Source organism: Hyphomonas sp., from assembly GCF_036964145.1.
Classification (GTDB): domain Bacteria; phylum Pseudomonadota; class Alphaproteobacteria; order Caulobacterales; family Hyphomonadaceae; genus Hyphomonas.
This window is the reverse complement of the sequence record NZ_JBALUC010000001.1, coordinates 502090-523981: the sequence shown is the minus strand read 5'-3', so window position 1 is coordinate 523981 and position 21892 is coordinate 502090. Positions and strand designations below refer to the sequence as shown.

Annotated in this window: 25 protein-coding genes; 6 read left to right on the top strand and 19 right to left on the bottom strand. The window is 62.6% G+C overall.

Annotated features, from left to right (window positions below):
• Positions 1–21: 21 nt before the first annotated feature.
• Complete coding sequence (locus V7660_RS02600; protein ID WP_335601566.1) at positions 22–402, top strand: Hpt domain-containing protein; 381 nt, start codon at positions 22–24, stop codon at positions 400–402.
• Here V7660_RS02600 and V7660_RS02595 read toward each other — a convergent pair.
• Positions 363–707 carry a chorismate mutase gene (locus V7660_RS02595; RefSeq protein ID WP_335601565.1) on the bottom strand — a complete coding sequence of 115 codons (345 nt, stop codon included), beginning with the start codon at positions 705–707 and terminating at the stop codon, positions 363–365. The two genes, V7660_RS02600 and V7660_RS02595, sit on opposite strands and share 40 nt — an antisense overlap.
• A 151-nt stretch (positions 708–858) precedes the next feature.
• Positions 859–2046, bottom strand: a complete 1188-nt coding sequence (locus V7660_RS02590) for a mechanosensitive ion channel (protein WP_335601564.1) — start codon at positions 2044–2046, stop codon at positions 859–861.
• A gap of 492 nt (positions 2047–2538) precedes the next feature.
• Here V7660_RS02590 and V7660_RS02585 point away from each other — a divergent pair, with 492 nt between their 5' ends.
• Entirely contained in the window at positions 2539–3237 is a 699-nt protein-coding gene (locus V7660_RS02585; protein ID WP_335601563.1) for a class I SAM-dependent methyltransferase, read from the top strand.
• Here the strand turns inward: V7660_RS02585 and odhB are convergent.
• The 8 genes from odhB to V7660_RS02545 form a co-directional block, all read right to left on the bottom strand.
• Positions 3234–4754, bottom strand: coding sequence for a 2-oxoglutarate dehydrogenase complex dihydrolipoyllysine-residue succinyltransferase (gene odhB / locus V7660_RS02580; protein ID WP_335601562.1), 1521 nt, complete (start codon positions 4752–4754; stop codon positions 3234–3236). The genes V7660_RS02585 and odhB overlap by 4 nt on opposite strands.
• A gap of 28 nt (positions 4755–4782) precedes the next feature.
• A complete protein-coding gene (locus V7660_RS02575) occupies positions 4783–7791 on the bottom strand; it encodes a 2-oxoglutarate dehydrogenase E1 component (RefSeq protein WP_335601561.1) in 3009 nt (1002 codons plus the stop codon).
• Positions 7792–7956: 165 nt separating this feature from the next.
• Positions 7957–8859 carry a succinate--CoA ligase subunit alpha gene (gene sucD / locus V7660_RS02570; protein WP_335601560.1) on the bottom strand — a complete coding sequence of 301 codons (903 nt, stop codon included), beginning with the start codon at positions 8857–8859 and terminating at the stop codon, positions 7957–7959.
• A 6-nt stretch (positions 8860–8865) separates the two neighbouring features.
• Positions 8866–10062 carry an ADP-forming succinate--CoA ligase subunit beta gene (gene sucC / locus V7660_RS02565; protein ID WP_335601559.1) on the bottom strand — a complete coding sequence of 399 codons (1197 nt, stop codon included), beginning with the start codon at positions 10060–10062 and terminating at the stop codon, positions 8866–8868.
• 123 nt (positions 10063–10185) lie between these two features.
• Positions 10186–11436 (bottom strand): MFS transporter, encoded by a 1251-nt coding sequence (locus V7660_RS02560; RefSeq protein WP_335601558.1) that lies wholly within the window; start codon positions 11434–11436, stop codon positions 10186–10188.
• Positions 11437–11473: 37 nt separating this feature from the next.
• A complete protein-coding gene (locus V7660_RS02555; protein WP_335601557.1) occupies positions 11474–12646 on the bottom strand; it encodes an alkaline phosphatase D family protein in 1173 nt (390 codons plus the stop codon).
• Between the two features lie 72 nt (positions 12647–12718).
• Positions 12719–13270, bottom strand: coding sequence for a DUF2306 domain-containing protein (locus tag V7660_RS02550; protein ID WP_335601556.1), 552 nt, complete (start codon positions 13268–13270; stop codon positions 12719–12721).
• Positions 13271–13290: 20 nt separating this feature from the next.
• Complete coding sequence (locus V7660_RS02545) at positions 13291–13713, bottom strand: DUF2141 domain-containing protein (protein WP_335601555.1); 423 nt, start codon at positions 13711–13713, stop codon at positions 13291–13293.
• 165 nt (positions 13714–13878) lie between these two features.
• On the opposite strand from V7660_RS02545, the gene V7660_RS02540 reads away from it, so the two are divergent.
• The gene (locus V7660_RS02540; protein WP_335601554.1) at positions 13879–14619 is read left to right on the top strand and encodes a LytTR family DNA-binding domain-containing protein; all 741 of its coding nucleotides are present in this window, start codon (positions 13879–13881) and stop codon (positions 14617–14619) included.
• On the opposite strand, the gene V7660_RS02535 is transcribed toward V7660_RS02540, so the two are convergent.
• The 4 genes from V7660_RS02535 to V7660_RS02520 form a co-directional block, all read right to left on the bottom strand.
• Positions 14616–14774: an HNH endonuclease signature motif containing protein gene (locus V7660_RS02535; protein WP_335601553.1), complete on the bottom strand. Its 159-nt coding sequence runs from the start codon at positions 14772–14774 to the stop codon at positions 14616–14618. The two genes, V7660_RS02540 and V7660_RS02535, sit on opposite strands and share 4 nt — an antisense overlap.
• A gap of 92 nt (positions 14775–14866) precedes the next feature.
• Positions 14867–15754 carry a bifunctional methylenetetrahydrofolate dehydrogenase/methenyltetrahydrofolate cyclohydrolase FolD gene (gene folD, locus V7660_RS02530; protein ID WP_335601552.1) on the bottom strand — a complete coding sequence of 296 codons (888 nt, stop codon included), beginning with the start codon at positions 15752–15754 and terminating at the stop codon, positions 14867–14869.
• Positions 15735–16031 (bottom strand): DUF167 family protein, encoded by a 297-nt coding sequence (locus V7660_RS02525; RefSeq protein ID WP_335601551.1) that lies wholly within the window; start codon positions 16029–16031, stop codon positions 15735–15737. Before V7660_RS02525 ends, folD begins: the two co-directional genes overlap by 20 nt.
• A gap of 3 nt (positions 16032–16034) precedes the next feature.
• On the bottom strand, positions 16035–16328 hold the full coding sequence (locus V7660_RS02520; protein WP_335601550.1) for a YggT family protein: 294 nt from the start codon (positions 16326–16328) through the stop codon (positions 16035–16037).
• A 161-nt stretch (positions 16329–16489) separates the two neighbouring features.
• On the opposite strand from V7660_RS02520, the gene V7660_RS02515 reads away from it, so the two are divergent.
• Positions 16490–17734: an MFS transporter gene (locus tag V7660_RS02515; RefSeq protein WP_335601549.1), complete on the top strand. Its 1245-nt coding sequence runs from the start codon at positions 16490–16492 to the stop codon at positions 17732–17734.
• Here the strand turns inward: V7660_RS02515 and V7660_RS02510 are convergent.
• Complete coding sequence (locus V7660_RS02510; protein WP_335601548.1) at positions 17721–18092, bottom strand: VOC family protein; 372 nt, start codon at positions 18090–18092, stop codon at positions 17721–17723. The genes V7660_RS02515 and V7660_RS02510 overlap by 14 nt on opposite strands.
• Positions 18093–18234: 142 nt before the next feature.
• On the opposite strand from V7660_RS02510, the gene V7660_RS02505 reads away from it, so the two are divergent.
• Positions 18235–18477, top strand: a complete 243-nt coding sequence (locus V7660_RS02505) for a hypothetical protein (RefSeq protein WP_335601547.1) — start codon at positions 18235–18237, stop codon at positions 18475–18477.
• 2 nt (positions 18478–18479) lie between these two features.
• On the opposite strand, the gene V7660_RS02500 is transcribed toward V7660_RS02505, so the two are convergent.
• From V7660_RS02500 to V7660_RS02485, 4 genes are all read right to left on the bottom strand, one after another.
• Complete coding sequence (locus V7660_RS02500; protein ID WP_335601546.1) at positions 18480–19250, bottom strand: SDR family oxidoreductase; 771 nt, start codon at positions 19248–19250, stop codon at positions 18480–18482.
• A 100-nt stretch (positions 19251–19350) separates the two neighbouring features.
• Positions 19351–19644 (bottom strand): 4a-hydroxytetrahydrobiopterin dehydratase, encoded by a 294-nt coding sequence (locus V7660_RS02495; RefSeq protein WP_335601545.1) that lies wholly within the window; start codon positions 19642–19644, stop codon positions 19351–19353.
• Between the two features lie 3 nt (positions 19645–19647).
• On the bottom strand, positions 19648–20232 hold the full coding sequence (locus tag V7660_RS02490; RefSeq protein WP_335601544.1) for a hypothetical protein: 585 nt from the start codon (positions 20230–20232) through the stop codon (positions 19648–19650).
• Positions 20219–20869: an HAD-IA family hydrolase gene (locus V7660_RS02485; RefSeq protein WP_335601543.1), complete on the bottom strand. Its 651-nt coding sequence runs from the start codon at positions 20867–20869 to the stop codon at positions 20219–20221. The genes V7660_RS02490 and V7660_RS02485 overlap by 14 nt, the downstream gene beginning before the upstream one ends.
• Before the next feature lie 102 nt (positions 20870–20971).
• Between V7660_RS02485 and V7660_RS02480 the strand changes: the two genes are divergently transcribed.
• Positions 20972–21889 carry an SDR family NAD(P)-dependent oxidoreductase gene (locus tag V7660_RS02480; RefSeq protein ID WP_335601542.1) on the top strand — a complete coding sequence of 306 codons (918 nt, stop codon included), beginning with the start codon at positions 20972–20974 and terminating at the stop codon, positions 21887–21889.
• Positions 21890–21892 lie beyond the last annotated feature (3 nt).

Below are 21892 nucleotides of genomic sequence, written 5' to 3'. Positions count from 1 at the left end.
CGCCTATCGGAGCGTTCTGACATGACCCAGACTTTCGCCCTGCTCGATCGCGAACACCTCAAGGCCATGACGGGCGATGACACCGATCTCGCCGTGGAAGTGATCGAAATCTTTCGCCATCAGGCCGAAATCTGGTCTCGCATGCTGGATCCGCACGCTGAAGCGAGCCAATGGGCCGACGCCGCGCATACGCTCAAGGGCGCAAGCCTTGGAATTGGGGCGATTCTGCTGGCATCAAAATGCGAAAAAGCGGAAAAGGCCGGCCGGTCGGACACACCGCCCAGCGTCACCGCAGCGGCCGTTCTGATCAGTGATATCAAGGATGCATTGGGCGACACGCTCGAAGAGGTCGCCCTGGTGCTTTACGAATTCACGTCACCGCCGCCGCGCCGGGCGTCATAGCTTCCGAATTCATAGGCAATGCAGCGGTCGATCAGGGTCCGCCAGACAGGTTCCGCGATGGCCGGTGACAGGCCCGCGCCCTCGCACGCCGCCTTCACTTTCGTCACCACATCCTCGATCCGCGTGGCATCGTGCACTTTCGACCGGTCGGGTTTGATGCGGGCCGCCGCGTCCATGAAGGATTGGCGCTCGGCCAGGATTTCGACGAGCAGCCGGTCGATCCGGTCGATCTCATAGCGCACATCGGCCATGGTTTCAGCCGTCTCGGATGAGTGGCGGCGCTGGTCGGAAGTGTAGGTGGTCATGCGGAAAATGCCCTGTTGCCGAGATGCTTGCGCATATATGACCCGGCTTTGCCTCGCAACAAAGCAGCTGCGACGAAGCGCCCCCGGAGGCTGCGCGCATGAAAAAGGGCCGCCCTTGCAAGGCGGCCCCTCTCAATTCGTATGGCTCTGATTAGCGCGTGCTGCGCCAGGATTCGAGAATCCGCGCCGCCCAGTCGCGGCCACCCCAGCCAAAGGCGATGGCGAAGGCAGCTGCGCCGCCGATAACCATCCACTTGGCCACTTCCAGGATGAAGACGCCGCCCGTCGGGTCCAGACCCATGCGGGAGATGCCGAGGATGACCGACAGAATGATGATGATCCATTTCATCACGCGGGCGGTGACATCGGTTGCCCCTGCCCCGGTGGAATCCATGGCCGAGCTCACCAGCCGGGCCACAAAGACACCGGCAAAGATGATCAGCGCGCCAAAGATGATCTGCACGCCCATGTCGAGCACGACATTCATCGCATAGGTCAGCGAGTCGATGCCCAGCACGTTCAGCGCGGCAACAAGGCCGAGCAGGACGATCAGGAACATGGAAACGCGGGCAATCACCTTGCTGGCGGTCAGGCCCATGTCGGCGCCTTTCAGCAGGCCGAGTTCGGCAACCGCCGAATCCACGCCCGTTCCCGGCAGGGTCTTCAGGATCAGATTTGCCACGAACCGGCCAATCAGCACGAAGATTGCGAGGATCACGCCAGCGGCCAGCACATTCGGAATAATGCCGATGATGTCGGTCAGCAGCTCATTGGCAGGGGCGGAGATCGCCTCGATGGCCAGCACATCAAACGCCATGATGGCGCCAATGATGACCAGAACCGCAAAGGCGACAGACGCCACGATGCCGGAAACGTTGACCCGGCCTGTCGCAAGCCCGAAGCGCTCCGGCATGCCGTCGCCAAATACCAGCACGGCTTTCAGCGTCTCACGCACCACATTTGCGATGATGATGAAGATACCGAAGATCAGCGCCGCCCCGATAACATTGGGCAGATAGGCCAGGATCGGATCGATCACGCCGTGAAGCGCGCTTGAGATCTGCGTTGCGCCGGCAATGGCCAGCGCCTGCATCAGGCCGATCAGGATGGTGACCCAGAAGGCGGCTTGCGCAAGGCTCGTACCAAGCGACGTGCTATCGCTGGTGGCGGTCGAAGCATTGGCCTTCTTGGCCAGGCCCGTCCGGTCAATCGCCGCAGCGATCAGCCAGCGCACGATGAAGGCGCCGATGATGAAGGCAATCATGACCAGGGCGGCCTTGATCAGTTGCGGGCCATAGGCCTGCGCCTGGTCGACCGTATTTCGCCAGAATTCTTCCATGTGAGTTAGTCCCCTTAATTTGTGTTGCGCCCATTACGGCTCAATCAGATACGCCTTGGGGAGCCCCTGGTTGCGCGCGCTAACAAAATTCGCTCGGAAAATGCCAGCCAAACACAACCCATCGCCTCCGTTTGTGTGCGCTCACACACAGGCGAAAGTGAGGTCAAATTCGCCTGTCGCGTGCACCAAAGCGTACTCCTTTTGCTAGCTAGGAGCAAATGAACCTGAAATAACAAGGCATTGGGGAAGGGTTCAATCGGCCCCCTCTATCACCCCGACATGTGTTGTATCGCGTAATACATGCAACACATCGCGGTGGGTGGGGACATGCCCCCGGCAACCCGCGACAAGGGGACGACGCGAAAGGGCGGGTGCTCAGAAAGAGCACCTGCCCTCTTTTCATGCGCACCGGAAAAATGCCCCCCCTTTTCCATTGCAGCGTCAGGACTCCTCCGCTAACGTTATAAAATAACATTCAGAGGATCAGCGATCATGTCCAACAAATTTGATGTGTCCGAAGCCTTCGGGCCGGACCATGCGGCCAATTATGATGCGCAGTTCGAGAAGCTGCACCCCATCAAGGATGTGATGCATCTGGTCCTGCAAGCGCATCTGGGCGAGTTGCCGGACGCCGCCCGCATTCTTGTCGCCGGCGCCGGCACGGGGGCGGAAGTGCGCCATCTGGCAGCGATCTATCCGAACTGGCAGTTCACGCTTGTTGATCCCTCCGAGGCCATGCTGGCCGTCGCTCGTCAGCACGCCCAGACCGAAGGGTTCGAAGCGCGCTGCACGTTCCGCGCCGCCTATGTCTCCGCCATCCCGGACAAGGATTTCGACGCCGCAACCAGCATGCTGGTCTCGCATTTCCTGACAGGCGCAGAGGCGCGGACGGCCTATTTCCGTTCCATCGCGGATCGGTTGAAGCCGGGCGCGCCGGTCTTCAATGCCGATCTCTGTTACGACACCGATGCGCCAGACTTTCCGGCCGTGAGGGATCTCTGGCTACGCCTCATGTCTCGCGCGGGCATGAACGCCGAGGGGCGCGAACGCTACAAGGAGATGTTCGGAACCCTCTTCGCCTGCCACGGCCCGGCGGAGGTTGAAGCGATGATGAAATCCGCCGGGTTCGTCCCGCCTGCACAATGCATGCAGGCAGGACTGATCCGGGGATGGGTGACCGCGAAGGCCTAGACTTCGAGGAGCATACGCTCCGGGTCTTCCAGAGCTTCCTTGACGCGGACGAGGAAGGTCACGGCTTCCTTGCCGTCAACGATCCGGTGGTCATAGGACAGGGCCAGATACATCATCGGGCGGATTTTGACTTCGCCATTGATGGCCACCGGGCGCTGTTCGATCCGGTGCATGCCGAGCACGCCGGACTGCGGGGGGTTCAGGATTGGGGTCGACATCAGCGAGCCATAGATGCCGCCATTCGAGATGGTGAACGTACCGCCCTGCATGTCGCCAATGGTCAGCGAGCCATCGCGGGCGCGCTTGCCGAGGTCGGCAATGGATTTCTCGATACCGGCCAGTGACAGGTCATCGGAGTCGCGCACGACCGGCACGACGAGGCCCTTGTCGGTGCCGACCGCCACGCCGATGTCATAATAGTTCTTGTAGATGATGTCGGTGCCGTCGATCTCGGCATTCACCGCAGGCACTTCCTTCAGCGCGTTGACGCACGCTTTCACGAAGAAGCTCATGAAGCCCAGCTTGATGCCGTGCTTGGCCACGAAGGCTTCCTGATGCTTTTTGCGGAGGTCCATGATCGCGCCCATGTCGACATCATTGAATGTCGTCAGCATGGCCGCATTGTCCTGGGCCTCTTTCAGGCGGCGGGCGATGGTCTGGCGCAGGCGCGTCATGCGGACACGCTCTTCGCGTGGGCCAATGTCGCGCGGGGCCTTCGCTTCTGCCGGGGCAGACGCCGCTTTCGGGGCGCTGTTCACATAATTCATCGCGTCAGCCTTCGTCGCGCGGCCATCCCGGCCAGACCCTGGAATGTCAGCCGGATCGACGCCGGCTTCGGTGGAGATTCGGCGCACGGACGGCGCGACCGGACGGTCCCCCGTCGCGGCGGGCGCTGATGTGGTCGCGGCCGGCTTGGATGCAGCCGAGGCAGCGGCTGGGGCCGAGCCGCCAGCGCTGATACGGGCAATCACGGAGCCCGGCGTGACCGAGTCACCTTCGCCGACGAGCAATTCGGCAAGAACGCCGTCTGCTGGGGATGGCACTTCGAGGGCCACCTTGTCGGTTTCGATCTCGGCGATCGTCTCGTCCTTTTTCACCGGGTCGCCCGGCGCCTTGAGGAAGCTGGACAGCGTGCCTTCCGCGACGCTCTCGCCCATCGTCGGCACTTCGACATCCACCAGTTCGCCCTTGTCGGCCTTGCCGGGAACGCCGCCCGGATCCTTCGGACCGCCATGTGCCGGCAGCGCCGCCGCAGCCGTTTCAGGCTTCGCCGCAGCGCCATTGCCGCCAGACAATTTGCCGAGCAGCGCGCCGATCTCGACCGTATCGCCTTCATTGGCGACAATGTCGGACAGGACGCCGTCTTCGGTGGCGGAAACCTCGACAGACACCTTGTCTGTTTCGAGTTCGACAAGCACGTCGTCTTTCTTCACGGAATCGCCCTTGGCTTTCAGCCATTGGCCAACCGTGGCTTCGGTGATGCTCTCGCCGAGTGTAGGCACTGTGATATCGGTCATGAAATCAGTCCGTTTGTAATAATCAGAATCAGGTGGCGACGATGTTGTCAGCTACAGGGTCTTTGCCAAGGGCCGTCGAGATCAGGGAATCCTGCTCGGCCTTGTGCTTGGACAACAAACCTGTGGCCGTGGCGGCCGATGGCGGACGCCCTGCATAGGATGGGCGCGTGCGTTCCAAGCCAGCTTGGTTGGCACACCATTCCAGCTCGTCCCGGATGAAGGTCCAGCCGCCCATGTTGCGCGGCTCTTCCTGGCACCAGACAATCTCGGCCTGCGGGAAGCGCTTCAACTCATGGATCAGCGATTTGCGCGGCACCGGATAGAACTGTTCGACCCGCAGCAGGTAGACATCGTCCACACCGCTTTCCTCGCGGGCTTCGAACAGGTCGTAATAGACCTTGCCCGAACACAGGACGACGCGGCGCACCTTGTTGTCCTTCACCAGTTTCACCTTGCCTTCGCGGCCTGGCGTCTCGGCATCATCCCACAGGATACGGTGGAACGAGGATTTCGTGCTCATGTCATCCAGGCTGGACGTGGCCAGCTTGTGACGCAGCAGGGATTTCGGCGTCATGATGATCAGCGGCTTGCGGAAGTCACGATGGATCTGGCGGCGCAGGGCGTGGAAATAGTTCGCCGGCGTCGTCAGATTGCAGACTTGCCAATTGTCTTCCGCGCACATTTGCAGGAAGCGCTCGAGGCGGGCCGAGGAATGCTCCGGCCCCTGACCCTCATAGCCATGCGGCAGGAGGAGCACGAGGCCCGACATGCGCAGCCATTTGCGCTCCGCCGACGAGATGAACTGGTCAAAGAAGACCTGGGCGCCATTGGAGAAGTCCCCGAACTGGGCTTCCCACATGGTCAGCGTGTTCGGGTCTGCCAGCGAATATCCGTACTCGTATCCGACCACGGCTTCTTCCGACAGAAGCGAGTCGATCACTTCGTAGTGGGCCTGCTTGTCGCTGATATTGTTCAGCGGCGTGTAGCGGTCGCCATTGGTCTGGTCGATGATATGGCTGTGGCGCTGGGAGAATGTCCCGCGGCCGCTATCCTGACCGGACAGACGCACCGGGAAGCCCTCGTCCAGCAAGGTCGCAAACGCCAGATGCTCCGCCGTCGCCCAATCGAGCCCCTTCCCTTTCGAGATGGCGGTCGAGCGTGCGTCGATGACGCGTGCAAGCGTGCGGTGGATGTCGACGCCTTCCGGCACCGTGGTGATGGTCTGGCCAATGCCCTGAAGGCGTTTCTTGGCAACACCGGTCTTGCCACGGCGCTCGTCATCATCTGGCAGGCCGAGGCCTTTCCACTCGCCATCCAGCCAGTCGGCCTTCTTGGCTTCGAATGTCTTGCCGGCTTCGAACTCGCGGTCGAGATAGGCTTCGAAATCGACCACTTGCTGTTCGACCTGCTCGGCCGTCAGGATGCCTTCCTTGACGAGGCGCTCCGCATAAATCTCGCGGGTCGAGGCATGGCCCTTGATCTTGGTGTACATCACCGGCTGGGTGAACATGGGCTCGTCGCCCTCATTGTGCCCGAAGCGGCGATAGCAGAACATGTCGATGACGACGTCCTTGCCGAATTTCTGGCGGTACTCGGTCGCGATCTTGGCCGCATAGGTCACCGCTTCCGGGTCGTCGCCATTGACGTGGAAGATCGGCGCCTGGACCATCAGGGCGACATCCGACGGGTACGGAGAAGACCGGGAATAGATCGGGCTCGTCGTGAAGCCGATCTGGTTGTTCACGATGAAGTGGATCGTTCCGCCCGTGCGATAGCCCGACAGGCCCGACAGCGCGAAACATTCGGACACGACGCCCTGCCCCGCAAAGGCAGCATCGCCATGCAGCAGCAGCGGCAGGACCGTCGAGCGGTCCAGCGTCCCGCTCTCCCGATGCAGCATTTCCTGCTTCGAGCGCGACTTGCCCAGAACAACCGGGTCCACCGCTTCGAGGTGGGACGGGTTGGCGTTCATGGACAAATGGACTTCATTGCCGTCGAACTCGCGGTCAGACGACGCCCCGAGATGGTATTTCACATCGCCCGAGCCGAACTCGCCGGCGCCTTGCGTGTTACCGCCCTGGAATTCGTGGAAGATCTGCTCGTAGGGCTTGCCCATCACGGCAGCCAGCATGTTGAGGCGGCCACGGTGCGGCATGCCGACAACAATCTCGCGCACGCCGAGCGCGCCGCCGCGCTTGATGATCTGTTCCAGCGCCGGCACAGCGGCCTCCCCGCCGTCGAGGCCGAACCGCTTCGTACCCGGATAGCGCTTGTGCAGGAAGCGTTCGAACGTCTCCGCTTCGATCAGCTTGGCGAGGATCGCCTTCTTGCCCTGTTCGGTGAACGCAACACCCTTGTCCGGGCCTTCGATCCGCTCCTGCAGCCAGGCTTTCTCTTCCGGATCGGAAATGTGCATGAACTCGATGCCGAGCGTCGAGCAATAGGTCCGCTGGAGGATACCCAGCATCTCGCTGACAGTCGCATGGTCGAGCCCGAGATAGCCGTCGATGAAGATCTTGCGACCCATGTCTTCCGGCTCGAAGCCATAGCTGGCCGGATCGAGTTCCGGCTGGCTTTCCGGCGAATCGAGCGTCAGCGGGTCGAGCTGCGCAGCCAAATGGCCACGCATGCGATAGGCGCGGATCATCATGATCGCGCGGATCGAATCCTTGACGTTCTGGGCGATTTCCTCGGCAGAGGCGCCCGGCTTGGCAGATTTGAGCTTCTTTTCGAGCTTCGGCTCGACCAGCGCCCAGTTGCCATCGAAGGCGGCGACCTGTTCGTCGCTGACCGGACGGGGCCAGTCGCCCCGTTTCCAGCTGGCGCCCCCGGCATTGCGCGCGGCGTCAGCCGAATCATCGCCCAGTTCGGCAAAGAATTCGCGCCAGCTCTCGGGAACTGACGCGGGATTCTTTGCATATGCGGCCTGCATCTGCTCCAGCCATTGGGCTGAGCCGCCATACAGGAACGCTGTTTCCAGCATGGCACTGTTACCTGCGCCGCGCGAGCCGTCTACCGGGCTGCCATCATCTGCCATTTTTCAATCCGTCCTTTGGGACCTGTTCCGTGACATTAAGGAACAAAATACTTGCCCGGTTCCTACCGGGACTGAAGTTCTCTAGGACGGCCTGTGCGGGGACAGATGCTGGCCTCGCCAGACTGACCCGGACGGGCCGTCCTGGCTTAGATGTATATCCGGGCGCTAGCCCTTCAATACGTCGACCATGGTCGTACCGAGACGCGCGGGTGACGGGGAGACGCGAATACCCGCCTCTTCCATCGCCGCGATCTTGCTCTCGGCATCGCCCTGGCCGCCTGAAACGATAGCACCGGCATGGCCCATCGTACGCCCCTTCGGCGCAGTCCGGCCCGCAATAAAGCCGACCATCGGTTTTTTCCGGCCCTTTTTGGCTTCGTCGATCAGGAATTGCGCAGCTTCCTCTTCGGCGCTGCCGCCAATTTCGCCGATCATGATGATCGATTGGGTTTCATCGTCGGACAGGAACATGTCCAGCACGTCGATGAACTCGGTGCCCTTGACCGGGTCACCGCCAATACCAACGGCGGACGTCTGGCCGAGGCCGGCCTGCGAGGTCTGGTAGACGGCTTCATAAGTCAGCGTACCGGAGCGCGACACGACGCCAACGGTGCCCTTCTGGAAGATCTTGCCGGGCATGATGCCGATCTTGCACTGTTCCGGCGTCAGCAGGCCGGGGCAGTTCGGACCGATCAGGCGCGAGCTGGATTTTTCCAGTTTCGCCTTCACACGCACCATGTCGAGCACAGGAACGCCCTCGGTGATGCAAACGATCAGCGGGATTTCCGCATCGATGGCTTCTTCGATGGCAGCAGCTGCGCCGGCTGGCGGCACGTAGATCACGGACGCATTGGCGCCGGTTGCCTTGGCGGCTTCACCGGCATTGGCGAAGATCGGCAGCTCGATGCCGTTGTCGGCGGCCCATTTCTGGCCAGCCTTTTTCGGGTGCGTGCCGGCAACCATCTGGGTGCCGTAATATTCCAGCGCCTGATTGGTGTGGAACGAACCGGTGTTCCCGGTCAGGCCCTGGACGATGATCTTGGTGGATTTGTCGATGAGAATGGACATGTTTGCTTAGGCCTCTTTCACAGCGGCAACAATTTTCTGGGCGGCGTCGTCGAGGTCATCGGCGGGGATGACGTTCAGGCCGGAATTCTTGATGATTTCCTTGCCCATTTCGACGTTCGTACCTTCGAGGCGAACAACCAGCGGCACAGCGAGGTTGGTTTCCTTCACCGCGGCGATCACGCCTTCGGCGATGACATCACATTTCATGATGCCGCCGAAGATGTTCACGAGGATGCCCTTCACGTTCGGGTCCTTCATGATGATCTTGAAGGCCGCCGCAACTTTCTCGGCATTGGCACCGCCGCCAACGTCACAGAAGTTGGCTGGCTCTTCGCCGTACAGCTTGATGATGTCCATCGTCGCCATGGCCAGGCCTGCGCCGTTGACCATGCAACCAATGGTGCCGTCGAGGGCGATATAGGCGAGGTCCCACTCGGAGGCCTCGATCTCTTTTTCGTCTTCCTCGGTCGTGTCCCGCAGCTCGACAATGTCGGGGTGGCGGAACAGGGCGTTGCCGTCGAAGCTGACCTTGGCGTCGAGAACGCGCAGCCGGCCATTTTCCATGACGATCAGCGGGTTGATCTCGAGCATCGCCATGTCCTTCTCGATGAAGGCCTTGTAGAGGATCGGGAACAGTTTCATGCCGTCTTCGCGGGCCGCGCCGTCGAGCTTAAGCGCGTCGCAGAGCTGCGCCGCATCGGCATCGGTCACGCCCGTGGTCGGGTCGATTGGCAGGGTGAGGATTTTCTCGGGCGTCTCGTGCGCGACTTCCTCGATGTCCATGCCGCCTTCGGTGGAGGCGACGAAGGCCGGACGGCCCGTGGCGCGGTCGACCAGCAGGGAGAGATAGAGTTCGCGGTCAATGTCGGCGCCGTCTTCGATGTAGAGGCGGTTGACCTGCTTGCCAGCGTCGCTGGTTTGCGCGGTGACGAGGTGATGGCCGAGCATCGCCTTGGCGTGCTCAAGAACTTCATCCTTGGAGAAAGCGAGGCGAACGCCGCCCTTCTCGCCAGCTGCGGCTTCAAGGAACTTGCCCTTGCCGCGTCCACCGGCATGAATTTGGGACTTCACGACCCAGAGCGGCCCCGGCAGCGTATCGACCGCCTTTTGCACATCATCGAGAGAAAGAACGGGTACGCCTTCTGCCACTGGAGCGCCGAAAGATTTCAGCACGGCCTTGGCCTGGTATTCGTGTATGTTCATGGAAACTTGCCTTGTCTGCCCTGGCTTGCGGAAAGAGCCGGCACAGGGCCGGCCCGTTTGATCGTCCGCGCTATATAACAGGCTTGGCAGGCCCGTAAACCAGCTGAGTACTCAACTTTGGACTCAGGTTTCGGCTTCCCGCTCCGGATTGCGGGGGTCAAGCTCCACACTGGCCATGGGTGTAGGCAGGATCGGGCTCCAATCCTCCTGCTGGTGCTCTTCCGGCGCGGCCCGCGCGGAAACCCGCCAGACCATGATGAATGCCAACAGGATCAGCAGCAGGCCGGCCAATCCGAACAGGCCCGTCGCACCTGCAGCCCGCATGGCGATACCGGACAGGAGCGGCCCGACAATCGACCCGCCAGCCCAGATGAACAACAGGCCGGACATGACCTGCGGAATCTTTCCCTTGGGCGTCCGGTCGATCGCATGCGCCACGCAGAGGCCGTAAAAGGTCAGCGCGCCGCCGCCCCACACGATCAGCACCAGCATCACGCCGATTTCGCCAAAGCTGCGGCCGAATATCGCGATCACCATCGCCGCCAGGCCTGACACGGCACTCAGGACAGCAATGACCAGCCGCCGTTCGATTCGGTCGGACAGACGACCCGCTGGCCATTGGATGATCAGCCCGCCCAGCCAGGCAGCGGCCAGGGCCGTGGCGGCCGCAGCCGTCCCTCCCCCGCCAATCGCGAAGCCCTCGAAATAGATCGGCAACAGGGCGAGCGTGCCGGTATTGATGACGCCAGCCAGCGCGACACCGATCACCGCCGCCGGCGCCAGCCGGTAGAGCTTGCCCAGCGGCATCGTGGTCCGGTCCCGCGTTTCGGGCTGTTCCTGCTGGGTCAGGCAGATTGGCACCAGCGCCAGCGTCAGGAACAGCGCCGCCCAGCTATAGGCGCGGCTGTCGAGGGGCGACAGGCCCGCCACGAAAAATGGCCCGATCATCAGGGAGAGCTTGGCGCCGGTATGGTAGATGCCCATCACATTGCCGCGCGACTTGTCCGGCACGGCCTGACCGAGCCAGCTTTCGACGCTGGTGAACATATAGGCGAAACTGACGCCCTGTACGATCCGTACGATTGCCCAGAAGCCCGGCTCATACCAGAGCGACAAGGCAATCGACCCGGCTGAAGTCACGGCCGCCGCAGCTGCGAACAGGCGGATATTGCCGAACGAGGCCAAAGCTGCCGGCGCGGACCATGCGCCCAGCATGAAGCCGGTCGCATACAGCGCCGCGATGCCGCCAATGAATTGCGGCGCCGTCCCCAGGGCCTCAAGCCCCAAGGGGGTCAGCATGCTGAGCAGGCCGCCCGCAATCTGGAGGATCATCACCGCCAGGATGATGGCAAAGACGTTACGGGTTTCAGTCATAATCTACAGGCGGCCTTTCTGTTGCCGCGTGCCATAGCTACCGGAATTGGGCGGTTGTTTGGCGAACCGTCTCGCCAGCAGCATTTTTTATTTCAAGGTCGACCGCTCCGGCCGTCCAGTCGATGCCGATGGCGCCATAATTGTCCGGCGGGAAGCCTTCCCCGATCTGCGCCGTGTCGGTCTCGTCGGTGGACGCGGTCCATGAAACATTCAGCGACGATGCGGTCAGCTCATGGGCCGGATAGGGCAATGCCGCCTCGCTGCGATACAGGAACGACGTATGCCGGTCGCCTGACACGAATACGACGCCATTGGCGCCTGTCTCGCCGATGAGATTGTAGAGACGCTGCTGTTCGGCCGGCAGGCGCGACCAGCTTTCCCAGCCATGCCCATCGGTCGGCAAGACCTGGATCGACGAGACGATCAGGCGCAGATCCGCCGGTTTTTGCAGCTGGTTTTCCAGCCAGGTCCACTGGTCATTGCCCAGCATGTCCTGATTGGGATCGGAGGACGGGATGTAGCGCTCCTTGCCGGTCACGCCGTATTCGTCCGTCGCGGTCAGCGGCGAGCGGAAGAATCGTGTGTCCAGCATGATGATCTGGGTGCGCTGGCCTTCGGGGCCGAAGCTGCGGGCGTAATAGGTGCCGGGCCAAGCGCCGACATCCTTGTTCTCCAGTCCCCAGAACCGCTCATGCACCCGCTCGGCCAGGCGGCGGAACGGGAATTCCCGGCCCGCATCATTGGCGCCGTAATCATGATCGTCCCACGCCACCATCATCGGATGGGCAGCGCGCACGGCCTTGAAATCTTCACGCGCGGCGAGGTCGGCAAAGCTTTCCCGCAATTCGTCGAGGTCGGCCTGATTGTTGGCATAGGCCATGCCGTCCTTGTCGCCATAGACATTGTCGCCAATCATCAGGAACAGGTCGGCCTCTTCTGAGGCAACACGCTGCAATGTGGCGCTCGCGCCAGCGACCTCCTCATCATGACAGGAGCCGACCAGCACCCGCGACAGCGGTGCATTATCGTCCGGCAGTGACAGACCCGCAGGCGCACGCGGATAGAACTCGTCCGGCAAGGATCGGTAATAGGCTTCCAGCGCGTCCTCGGCGCTTTGCGGCGCGCGCGTAATGCCCGGAATGGAGATCGGTCCCGGCGCCTGGCATGCGGCAAGACCTGCAACGAGAACTGCACTGACAACACGTTTCATATTACCCCTCCAAAAGACCTCACCTGCCAAGGTGTAGCGGTCTTTGGAGGGGGCGGTAAGGGGCTATTCCGGTCAGGCGCCGAAGAATATCGACCACATCATCCGGCCCGGCAGGAAGGTAAACAGGCCGGCAACCAACATGCCCCCTGTAAACATGCCGGTCATCTGCTTGCGATGCCCGGCAATGTCCTTCCGGCGCGCGGCGGTGATGCCCATCGGCAGGCCAATGATGGTCCAGGCCGACAGGCCGTGAATCCAGCTGAACTGGTTGCCATTGAGCCCCGTCAGGAAGAAGGAGCTGATCGCCGTGATGGCCATCGCCGCCACCCAGGCATAGCCCAGCCGCTTGTGCAGCCCACTCCCCTTCACGCCCATCATCAGCGCCGCGCCGATGCCGAACGCGCTGAGCGCGCCGACCACATGCAGCTTCAGGATGGCGGAAGCTTCGACGAGGCGAACCGGATTGATCCGGAACCGGACGGGCGGCGTGTCGGGACTGTTCAGGATCATCCAGCTGACAGCCGCGTAGGCGGCCAGGCCGATCAGGATGACGGCGCGATTGCTGGGCCGTCCGAAGGACACACGCGGCCATTTCCGCGGAAGGGTCAGGGCGGGATTCTTCATGGCCTGTTTCCTCTCCCGGCTCAGCGCAGCGTGATGGTCTGGGTGGCGCCCTCGGCCGGCAGGTCGAACCCGGCGCGAGCGAAGCTCGGCGGGCCAAACCGGACGGGCGCGTCATTCGAGAAACCGTAAGGCTCGCGCGGAATGCCCATCGGGCCGCGCCCCAGCATGCCGTCACCATCAAGGTCCTGAAACAGTTTCACACCATAGGGGCCGGGCGCGAGCCCCTCGAAGACGATCTCGGGCGCGTCGTCGTCAATCTCGACAATCGCGCTGTCTATGGCTGCATTATCGGACCAGCCCGCCTCATCGAAGAGCGCTACATGAAGCGTGCCGGACGGCGCATCGAGGCCCTGGACCTGCAAAGTCAGGTCTGCAGCCCCTGCTACAGGCGATATCCAAAGGATTGTAGCCAAAATCGGTCCCAGAGTGCGGTTGATGTTCATTTCATGTCTCCATATGCTGGGGCGCTGTCGCCCCGGTGCGGGTGATGGAAACAGGGTGGAGAGTGCTCAGCGGGCGCGCCACGTGGATTACGCGGAGGGGCTGGAATCCTTCGCCAAATGCCACCACACCCATTCACGAAGCGCGAAACACAACGGATGACTCAGATGGCATCAGCCCTCAAAGACACCGCAAAGACGCTTGGTATTGTGACCCTGCTGGCCGCCGGCTTCACCTGGTTCGGCGTCTATGGCACCGGCGGCTCGGTCTGGCTCCGGTTTGTGATGTGGTTCATCACTATGCTGGTCGGATCGGTCGCCTCCTATTGGGTCGTGCCTTTCGTCTTCCACACGAATCTGAAAACCGCCCATCCCGCCCTGAGAATTCTCGTGGCCTCTCTCCTGCTGGCCATTCCGGTCACCCTGACGCTGTGCATCTTTCTCGCCGTACTGGGCGCGCCGCTCTCCTTGCGAGACCTGCCGCTCCAGTTTGGCTATGTGCTGGCCGTCTGCCTCGTTGTTACGACCGGCGGCTTTCTGTTTGACCGGGCCCGACGGCTCGCGGAACTGGAAGATGCCGAACCGGAAGACCGGGTGGCCGGCTTCCTGCAGCGCCTGCCCGTAAAATATCGGGGCGCCGACATCTGGGCCATCTCGTCCGAAGACCATTATCTGCGCGTGCACACCGACCGCGGCGAGGAACTGATCCTGATGCGGCTGGCCGATGCGGTCCGGGAACTGGGCGAGGACAATGGCCTGCAGACACACCGTTCCTGGTGGGTCTCGCACCGGGGCGTCGCCGACACGCGGCGCGCCAATGGCAAACTGTTCCTGATCCTGAAATCCGGCCGCGAAGCGCCGGTCTCGCGCACCTATCAGTCGAATGTGCGGGCCGCCGGCCTCACCTAGCCCTTTCCGGTGCCCCGGCGCTTGTTGCAGATCGCGTGCGCAAGGCGAAGATTGGTGATGTCGTCCGATCCCTCATGCGCCCGCGGAATAATGTGATCGAAGGTGGGCCGCCATTTCTTCCAGAGGGTAGAATGCGCCACATCCGCCCGGCTCATCGGCATCATCTTGCTACAGATCGCGCATAAACCTTCCTGATTCTGCCAAAGTTGCCGGAATTTCGGCGTATCCGGCGGAGAGAAGGACTGGCTCACAAACTGTCCGGAACGGGCCAGCCGCGCCGCGCGCAGGCCGCCAGCACCGTGTTACGCAGCAGGCAGGCAATGGTCATCGGCCCGACCCCGCCCGGCACCGGCGTGATATGCCCGGCGACTTCCGCGCTGGCGGCATAATCGGCGTCGCCCACCAGACGGGTCTTGCCCTCGCCCTTTTCCGGCGCGTCGATGCGGTTGATGCCGACATCAATAATAGTTGCGCCTGGCTTCACCCAGTCGGCCTTGACCATTTGCGGGCGTCCGACGGCGGGGACCAGAATGTCGGCCTCACGGCACATCGCGGGCAGATCCCTGGTGCGGCTGTGCGCGATGGTGACGGTGCAATTCTCGGCCAGGAAGAGGAGCGCGGCCGGCTTGCCGACAAGGATTGACCTGCCGATCACGACGACATGCTTGCCGGAGAGATCCTCGCCCAGCGCGCGCTTGGCCAGGATCACACAGCCGGTCGGTGTGCACGGACGCAGGCCCGGCTTGCCGAGCGTCAGGCGACCGGCTGACAGTTCGGTCAGGCCGTCAACATCCTTGTCCGGGTCGATCTTCTCGATCGCTGCATCGGCATCGAGGCCCTTGGGCAAAGGCAGCTGGAGCAGGATGCCATCGACGCTGTCATCGGCATTGAGGCTCGTAATCAGGCTCTCGACATCCGACTGGCTCGCCGTGTCCGGCAGGCGGTGGTGGATGGAGACCATGCCGACCTCTTCGGTCTGGCGCACCTTGCTGCGCACATAGACCTGGCTCGCCGGATCGTCCCCGACCAGAACGACCGCCAGCGTCGGCTGACCCAGCAACTGGCTGACCGCCTTCGCCACGTCTGCGCGGACATCTGCCGCAACTGATTTTCCGTCAATTACCTGCGCGCTCATTGCCCTGATCCCCGGCCAGTTTCGCCGCCAGATCGGGCGGCCCGTCAATGTCGAGGCCTTTTAGCCGGTTCTTGCCCCCCGTCACCACCCTGACCGCAGACTTTGGCACGCCGAGCCATTTCGCAATCAGCTTCTCGACCGCCGCATTCGCCTTGCCGCCTTCCGGCACGGCGCGGACGCGCACCTTCAGATAGGTCCGTCCCGCAGCATCGGTTTCCCAGGTCTCGACCCGGTCAGCCGACGCGTTCGGCTGCACGCGGACGGTCAGCCGGTGCACGGATCAGAACGGGACGACGCCGTAGCCGTAGCGCGCGATCACGCGTTCCAGGAAGAAGATGATCAGCAGCACCACCATCGGGGTCAGGTCCAGCCCGCCCATGGGCGGCAGGATGTTGCGGATCGGGCGGTAAACCGGCTCGGTGATTTTCTGCAATCCGCCCCAGATGCTGCGCACGGTCGGGTTCTGGATGCTCAGCACATTGAAGCCGACCAGCCAGGACAGGACAGCCTGGATGATGATGATAAACGTGGCGATCCGCAGAACGACCATGATGAGATCAAGAATGGCGGCCATGGGGCAACGCTCCGATTATTTTTCTGTTGTTGCCTTCACTTAGGGTGATGCCCCTAGCTTGCGCAAGACGTTCTCTCCGGCTTTGCCAGTTGGGGCGGTTTCCGTTTGGCAATGCGGGCGAACAAAAATAGACAAGACAATTGCCGAGGGAGCCCGCCGACATGACAGATCCGGACACGCCGCTGCTGCCTCTCAGCGGACTGCAAAAGGCAATGATCGGCATCGCCATGGTGGCGATGGGCGCCGGCATGAGCATCAATTTCGTGGTTGTGGCCCCCCTCGCCCGCAAGGCCGGCCTGACCGAGATCGAAGTCGCCGGCATCCTGACCCTGTCGGCCGCTGTCTATGCCCTGCTGATCCCGGCCTGGGGCCGGCTCGCCGACCGGTTCGGCCGCAAACGGGTGATGATCTTCTCCCTTTCGGCAATGGGCCTGACCAATATGGCCTTCGTCTTCGCCCTCAACGCGGCCCTTGCGGGCCTGGTCACCGGCCTCACTGCCTTCTTCACCCTGGTCTTCGTGCGCATCTGGTTCGGCCTCCTGTCCCCCGGCCTGCAGCCGGCCGCGATGGCCGCGATGACGGATGCGACCACGCCGATGACCCGCGCCGGCGGCCTCGGCATGCTGGGCGCCTGTGTCAGCATCGGCTCGATCCTCGGCCCGGCGGGCGCGACCGTGCTTGCCCCCTTCGGGGCCCTGATGCCGATCTGGGGCACGATCGTGCTCAACCTCACCGTGGCCGTGATTCTGGCCATTGTGCTGCCGCCGACGCGCAAACGGCCGAAAACCGCAAAACGGCCCACACCGCTGGCGGTGCGCGACCCGCGCGTCTTTCCGCACCTCGTCTTCCTGTTCAGCTATTTCATCGGCATCGGCATCGTGCAGCAGACGCTCAGCTGGTTCATCGAAGACCGGTACAAATTTGTCGACACGGCGGGCCGCTCGGCCGGGGAAGCCGTGGTCCTGCACACCGGGATTGCCTTTGCCTGTTTCGCCGCCGGCATGATCGTCGTGCAGTTCGGCTATGTGCAGCCGCGCCGCCCGGATCCGCGGAAGATCCTGCCGCTGGGCCTCGCCATCGTGGCGTTAGGCTATGTGGCGGCAGATTTGTTCTTTCCGTTCTGGGCCGTCGCGCTCAGCTTCCTGACCGTGGGCGGCGGGGCGGCGCTGGCCGTGCCGGCCGCCAATGCGCTCGGCAGCCTGTCGGTGACCCGTGAGGAACAGGGCGCGGCCGCAGCGCTGCTGGCGGCGGCGCCCCCCTCCGGCTTCATTTTCGGCCCCCTGATCGGTGCGACGCTGTATTCATTCATGCCGCAGCTCCCGCTCTACGTGTCCGCCGCGCTGATTGGCAGTCTGGCCATCTATGCGCTGCTGGTAACGTCGAAACGTCCGCTTACACCATCGTGAAGGCGTTCAGCTTGTTGCCGTCCGGATCGCGGAAATAGGCCGCATAGAAGCCGCCCTCCCCGCGCGGGCCGGGCGCGCCTTCATCGCTGCCGCCATTGGCCAGCGCGATCTCATGCAGCTTGTGGACCTGGTCCTTGTCCTTCGCCGCCAGGGCGACCATCGTGCCATTGCCGACCGTCGCGGGCTGGCCGTCAAACGGCAGCGTCGCCGCCACCCCGGCTGCGCCGCCGGGCGTGCCCCAGGCGATGAAGGTCTCTTCCTCCATCATCCGGCCCGTGCCCATCTCGGCCGCAAGGGCATCGTAGAATTTCGCGGCGCGCTGAAGGTCTGCCGCGCCGAGTGTCACATAACCGATCATGATGTCCCTCCCATCCACTGGACAGGAAAGAACATACAGTGAACGGTGTATGCCGGCAAGCAAATTCTGTTCGCCTTTGCGGGGAACATGCCGGGCCTCTCACGAATTGTTCTGGGTATAGCAATTCAAAAGGAAACCCGACATGTCGAACAGAATGGCAATTACCTTGCTCCTGTACGGAATGGTTCAGGGCGTGCTTTTCGGCGCAATCCTGCTGGCCGTGATGTACACACCCGCCCTCAGAACCAATGCCGCCGTGTTCATTCCGATCGCCGTGCTGTTCAGCGCCGTGATCGCGATCCCGGCCTCCTGGAAAATCGCGCCCCGCCTGCGAGCCCGGCATGTTCGCCGAATGGCCCATGAGCGGCGCACAGCCGAAGCCTGATCCTACATCGCGGAAATGCCGCCATCCACTTTCAGCTCGATCCCGGTGACCAGTTTCGACTCGTCCGAGGCGAGATAGAGCACCGCATAGGCGATGTCGTCCGGCTCGCCGACCTTGCCGAGCGGGATCTGGCGCCCAAGCTTGGCGAGCGCTTCTTCCTCGCCGAACATTTCCTTGGTCCGGTCCAGGATCGGCGTGTTGATGAACACCGGATGCACCGAATTGCATCGGATCTGGCCGCCCTTGGCGCAATGCAGCGCGATCGATTTCGAGATGTGCCGCACGGCCGCCTTGGCGGTGTTGTACGAAACATAGTTCGCGCTCGCGATGATGCCGGCGATCGACGAGATGTTGATGATCGAGCCGAGGCCGTGCGCGCGCATCAGCGGGATGGCGTATTTGCAGCCGAGGAAGATGGAGTCGACATCGACCGTCTGGACCTTCTTGAAGGTCTCGTAATTCTCGTCCTCGACCGAGCCGAGCGAGCCGATACCGGCATTGTTGACCAGCACATTCAGGCCGCCCATCGCATCATGCGCCGCTTGCAGCACGTCCTGCCATTGGTCGGCATCGGTCACGTCATGCTGCCAGGCAAAGGCGGTGCCCGCGCCGTGTGCCTCATTGATCGAGGCGGCGACAGCTTCGGCGCCTGCCCCGTTCACATCCGTAACGGTGACCTTGGCGCCTTCGCGGGCCATCATGCGGGCCGTGGCCTCGCCGAGCCCCTGCGCGCCGCCTGTGATGAATGCTTTCTTTCCGTCTACCCGACCCATGCCTGTATCCTCCGCTCTGTGTGGTTTTGCCTACCCGTACCAGCGCGGTCGGGGGCGAGCCAGCTTGACCTTGGGAGAAGCGGCAAAGGCGCCGCGAAGTTCAGGAGAACTTGGTCGCCAACTCGTCCATGAACCGGGCCAGCTCGACATCCTTTTCGGACACCCCATCCACATCATGCGTGGTCAGCGTGACCTCGACCTTGTTGTAGACATTGAACCATTCGGGATGATGGTCCATCTGCTCGGCCTTCAGCGCCACGGCGGACATGAAGCCCCAGGCCGCCTTGAAGTCGGCAAGCTGGAACGCCTTCTCGATCGTGTCGCGCTCGCCGGGGCCTTTCGTCCAGCCGCTCAGCATTTCAAGGGCGGCGCCTGCACCGATTTTTCCTGACATGTCCTAATCCTCTCCATCCTGGCCGAGCACGTAATAGACCCAGCGGCCATTGCCGGCGATGGCCGTGCGCATGCCGGGATAGCCCTCGCCCTGCCGTATCCGTTCAATCCCGTCTTCGCCGATCAGTTCCATCAGGCGCCGCCGGTCCTGGAAGGACAGTTTCTCCGGGATCAGATCCTGCGCATCGCGCGCCGCCAGGTCCGGCCAGACATACCAGACCTCACCATCAATCTCGCGCATGCCGGGGGGCAGTTCGAACAATTCGCGCAGGCTGCGATTGGGGTCGGCCCCGATGCGGCGCATCAAATCCCAGTATTGCCGGTGCGGCGTGCCGGCGAGATTGGAGACAAAGCCGTCATTCGCATTGGCCACCCGCGAGAGCCGGCTCAGCGATCCGGCCTTCGCATGTGACAGCAATTCGTCGCGGGTTGCCTCCGCCTCGGGCGTCAGCACGACCGGGTCCGGCACCTGCGGCGGCTGCATCAGGGATTCGTCCGGCACCGGCCGCCCGGCAGGTTCGGCCGCAGGCGAACAGGCCGCCAGGAGCGCGGCCGCCAACCCGCCGATGAGCGCGCTAGGCCAGCGCATATCCGGTCGCAGCCTGGAGGTCTGACAGCAATTGGTCTTCATTGAGCACCTTGATCGTTGTCATGCCCATGTCGCGGGCCGGTTTCAGATTGTGCCCGAGATCATCGAGATAGACACATTCCGCCGGATCGACATCGAGCGTCTCGCACATCAGAGCATAGATGCGCGGGTCCGGCTTGCGGATGCCGAGCTTCGAGCTTTCGATCACATGGTCGAACATGTCGAAGACCTTGGCCACTTCGCGCGCCTTTGCCTCATCATTGGTCATCGAGGCGCCCTTGCCGACCGGCGCATTATTGGTAATGCAGCCGACCTTGCCCTTGGTCTTGCAGACGGTCAGCGCGTTGACCACGCGGGGCCGCAGCGAGCCGGACAGCAGCGCCAGAACTTCACCGCCAGGCACGTCATGGCCCATCGCCCTGGCTTCTTCGCGGAACATGCCATCGAACTCGGCCGCCGTGACGAGGCTCTGCTCCAGCTTGGCCCAGGCATTGTCCAGCGGGTTGGTCGCGTTGACGGTCCGAATGAAATCCTTCGGCAGGCTGCGTTCGGTTTCGTAGCGGGTGAAGGCGTCGAAGGGAGAGGTCGTGAACACGCCCCCAAAATCCCAGATTACGGCTTGGAATGTCTTTGTCATGCCAGCACCTCTACCTGCACCAGCGACGATTTCAAACCTTGAACATTGCGGGCCGGGTTCTACGGTGGCGGCGACTGCAACATATAAAGGGAGTTTCGTCTGATGGGCGTTCTGGAAGGCAAAGTGGTCCTCGTGACCGGCGGTGGCAATGGCATCGGCAAGGAGACCGCCCTGCTGGCGGCGCGCGAAGGCGCAAAAGTGGTTGTCAACGATCTGGGCGGCAGCCTGACTGGCGCCGATGAAGGCAGCGCCGGCCCGGCCGAGACCGTGGCCCAGGAAATCCGCAAGGCGGGCGGCGAAGCTGTCTCGAACTCGGAAAGCGTGACCGACATGAAAGCCGTTCAGGGCATGATCGAACAGGCGAAGGACGAGTTCGGCGCCCTGCACTCGATCATCAACCCGGCCGGCATCCTGCGCGACGGCATGTTCCACAAGATGAGTGAAGACGATTGGGACAGCGTAATCGACGTCCACCTGCGCGGCACCTTCAATGTCACCCGCGCGGCCATCGAACTCTTCCGCGAGAAGGAAGACGGCAATTTCGTCCTTTTCACCTCCACGTCCGGCCTGATCGGAAATATCGGCCAGGCGAACTATGCCGCCGCCAAGATGGGCATTGTCGGCCTGTCCCGCATCGTCGCCATGGAAGGCGCGCGCAAGAATGTCCGCTCCAACGTCATCGCGCCGTTCGCCTGGACGCGCATGATCGCCTCCATCCCGGTCAAGGACGAAGCCGGCGCCGAGCGCGTCGAGCGGATGCGCCAGGGCATGCGGGCTGACCAGGTTGCCCAGCTTGCCGTCGCCCTCTGCGCCGACAAGGCCAATGACGTCTCCGGACAGATCTTCGCCGTGCGCGGCAATGAAGTCGTGCTGTTCGACCAGCCCCGTCCGGTCAAGTCGCTGGCCCGTATGGAAGGCTGGACGCCGGAAACCCTGCTCGAACAGGCCATGCCGGCCATGAAGGCCAATTTCTTCGACATGGGCGCGTCGGCCAGCGTCTTTCCCTACGACCCGGTCTAGGCA

Coding starts and splice junctions, on each gene's coding strand:
- V7660_RS02600 (WP_335601566.1), top strand. CDS start 22: ATGACCCAGACTTTCGCCCTGCTCGATCGCGAACACCTCAAGGCCATG.
- V7660_RS02595 (WP_335601565.1), bottom strand. CDS start 707: ATGACCACCTACACTTCCGACCAGCGCCGCCACTCATCCGAGACGGCT.
- V7660_RS02590 (WP_335601564.1), bottom strand. CDS start 2,046: ATGGAAGAATTCTGGCGAAATACGGTCGACCAGGCGCAGGCCTATGGC.
- V7660_RS02585 (WP_335601563.1), top strand. CDS start 2,539: ATGTCCAACAAATTTGATGTGTCCGAAGCCTTCGGGCCGGACCATGCG.
- odhB (WP_335601562.1), bottom strand. CDS start 4,754: ATGACCGATATCACAGTGCCTACACTCGGCGAGAGCATCACCGAAGCC.
- V7660_RS02575 (WP_335601561.1), bottom strand. CDS start 7,791: ATGGCAGATGATGGCAGCCCGGTAGACGGCTCGCGCGGCGCAGGTAAC.
- sucD (WP_335601560.1), bottom strand. CDS start 8,859: ATGTCCATTCTCATCGACAAATCCACCAAGATCATCGTCCAGGGCCTG.
- sucC (WP_335601559.1), bottom strand. CDS start 10,062: ATGAACATACACGAATACCAGGCCAAGGCCGTGCTGAAATCTTTCGGC.
- V7660_RS02560 (WP_335601558.1), bottom strand. CDS start 11,436: ATGACTGAAACCCGTAACGTCTTTGCCATCATCCTGGCGGTGATGATC.
- V7660_RS02555 (WP_335601557.1), bottom strand. CDS start 12,646: ATGAAACGTGTTGTCAGTGCAGTTCTCGTTGCAGGTCTTGCCGCATGC.
- V7660_RS02550 (WP_335601556.1), bottom strand. CDS start 13,270: ATGAAGAATCCCGCCCTGACCCTTCCGCGGAAATGGCCGCGTGTGTCC.
- V7660_RS02545 (WP_335601555.1), bottom strand. CDS start 13,713: ATGAACATCAACCGCACTCTGGGACCGATTTTGGCTACAATCCTTTGG.
- V7660_RS02540 (WP_335601554.1), top strand. CDS start 13,879: ATGGCATCAGCCCTCAAAGACACCGCAAAGACGCTTGGTATTGTGACC.
- V7660_RS02535 (WP_335601553.1), bottom strand. CDS start 14,774: ATGAGCCGGGCGGATGTGGCGCATTCTACCCTCTGGAAGAAATGGCGG.
- folD (WP_335601552.1), bottom strand. CDS start 15,754: ATGAGCGCGCAGGTAATTGACGGAAAATCAGTTGCGGCAGATGTCCGC.
- V7660_RS02520 (WP_335601550.1), bottom strand. CDS start 16,328: ATGGCCGCCATTCTTGATCTCATCATGGTCGTTCTGCGGATCGCCACG.
- V7660_RS02515 (WP_335601549.1), top strand. CDS start 16,490: ATGACAGATCCGGACACGCCGCTGCTGCCTCTCAGCGGACTGCAAAAG.
- V7660_RS02510 (WP_335601548.1), bottom strand. CDS start 18,092: ATGATCGGTTATGTGACACTCGGCGCGGCAGACCTTCAGCGCGCCGCG.
- V7660_RS02505 (WP_335601547.1), top strand. CDS start 18,235: ATGTCGAACAGAATGGCAATTACCTTGCTCCTGTACGGAATGGTTCAG.
- V7660_RS02500 (WP_335601546.1), bottom strand. CDS start 19,250: ATGGGTCGGGTAGACGGAAAGAAAGCATTCATCACAGGCGGCGCGCAG.
- V7660_RS02495 (WP_335601545.1), bottom strand. CDS start 19,644: ATGTCAGGAAAAATCGGTGCAGGCGCCGCCCTTGAAATGCTGAGCGGC.
- V7660_RS02490 (WP_335601544.1), bottom strand. CDS start 20,232: ATGCGCTGGCCTAGCGCGCTCATCGGCGGGTTGGCGGCCGCGCTCCTG.
- V7660_RS02485 (WP_335601543.1), bottom strand. CDS start 20,869: ATGACAAAGACATTCCAAGCCGTAATCTGGGATTTTGGGGGCGTGTTC.
- V7660_RS02480 (WP_335601542.1), top strand. CDS start 20,972: ATGGGCGTTCTGGAAGGCAAAGTGGTCCTCGTGACCGGCGGTGGCAAT.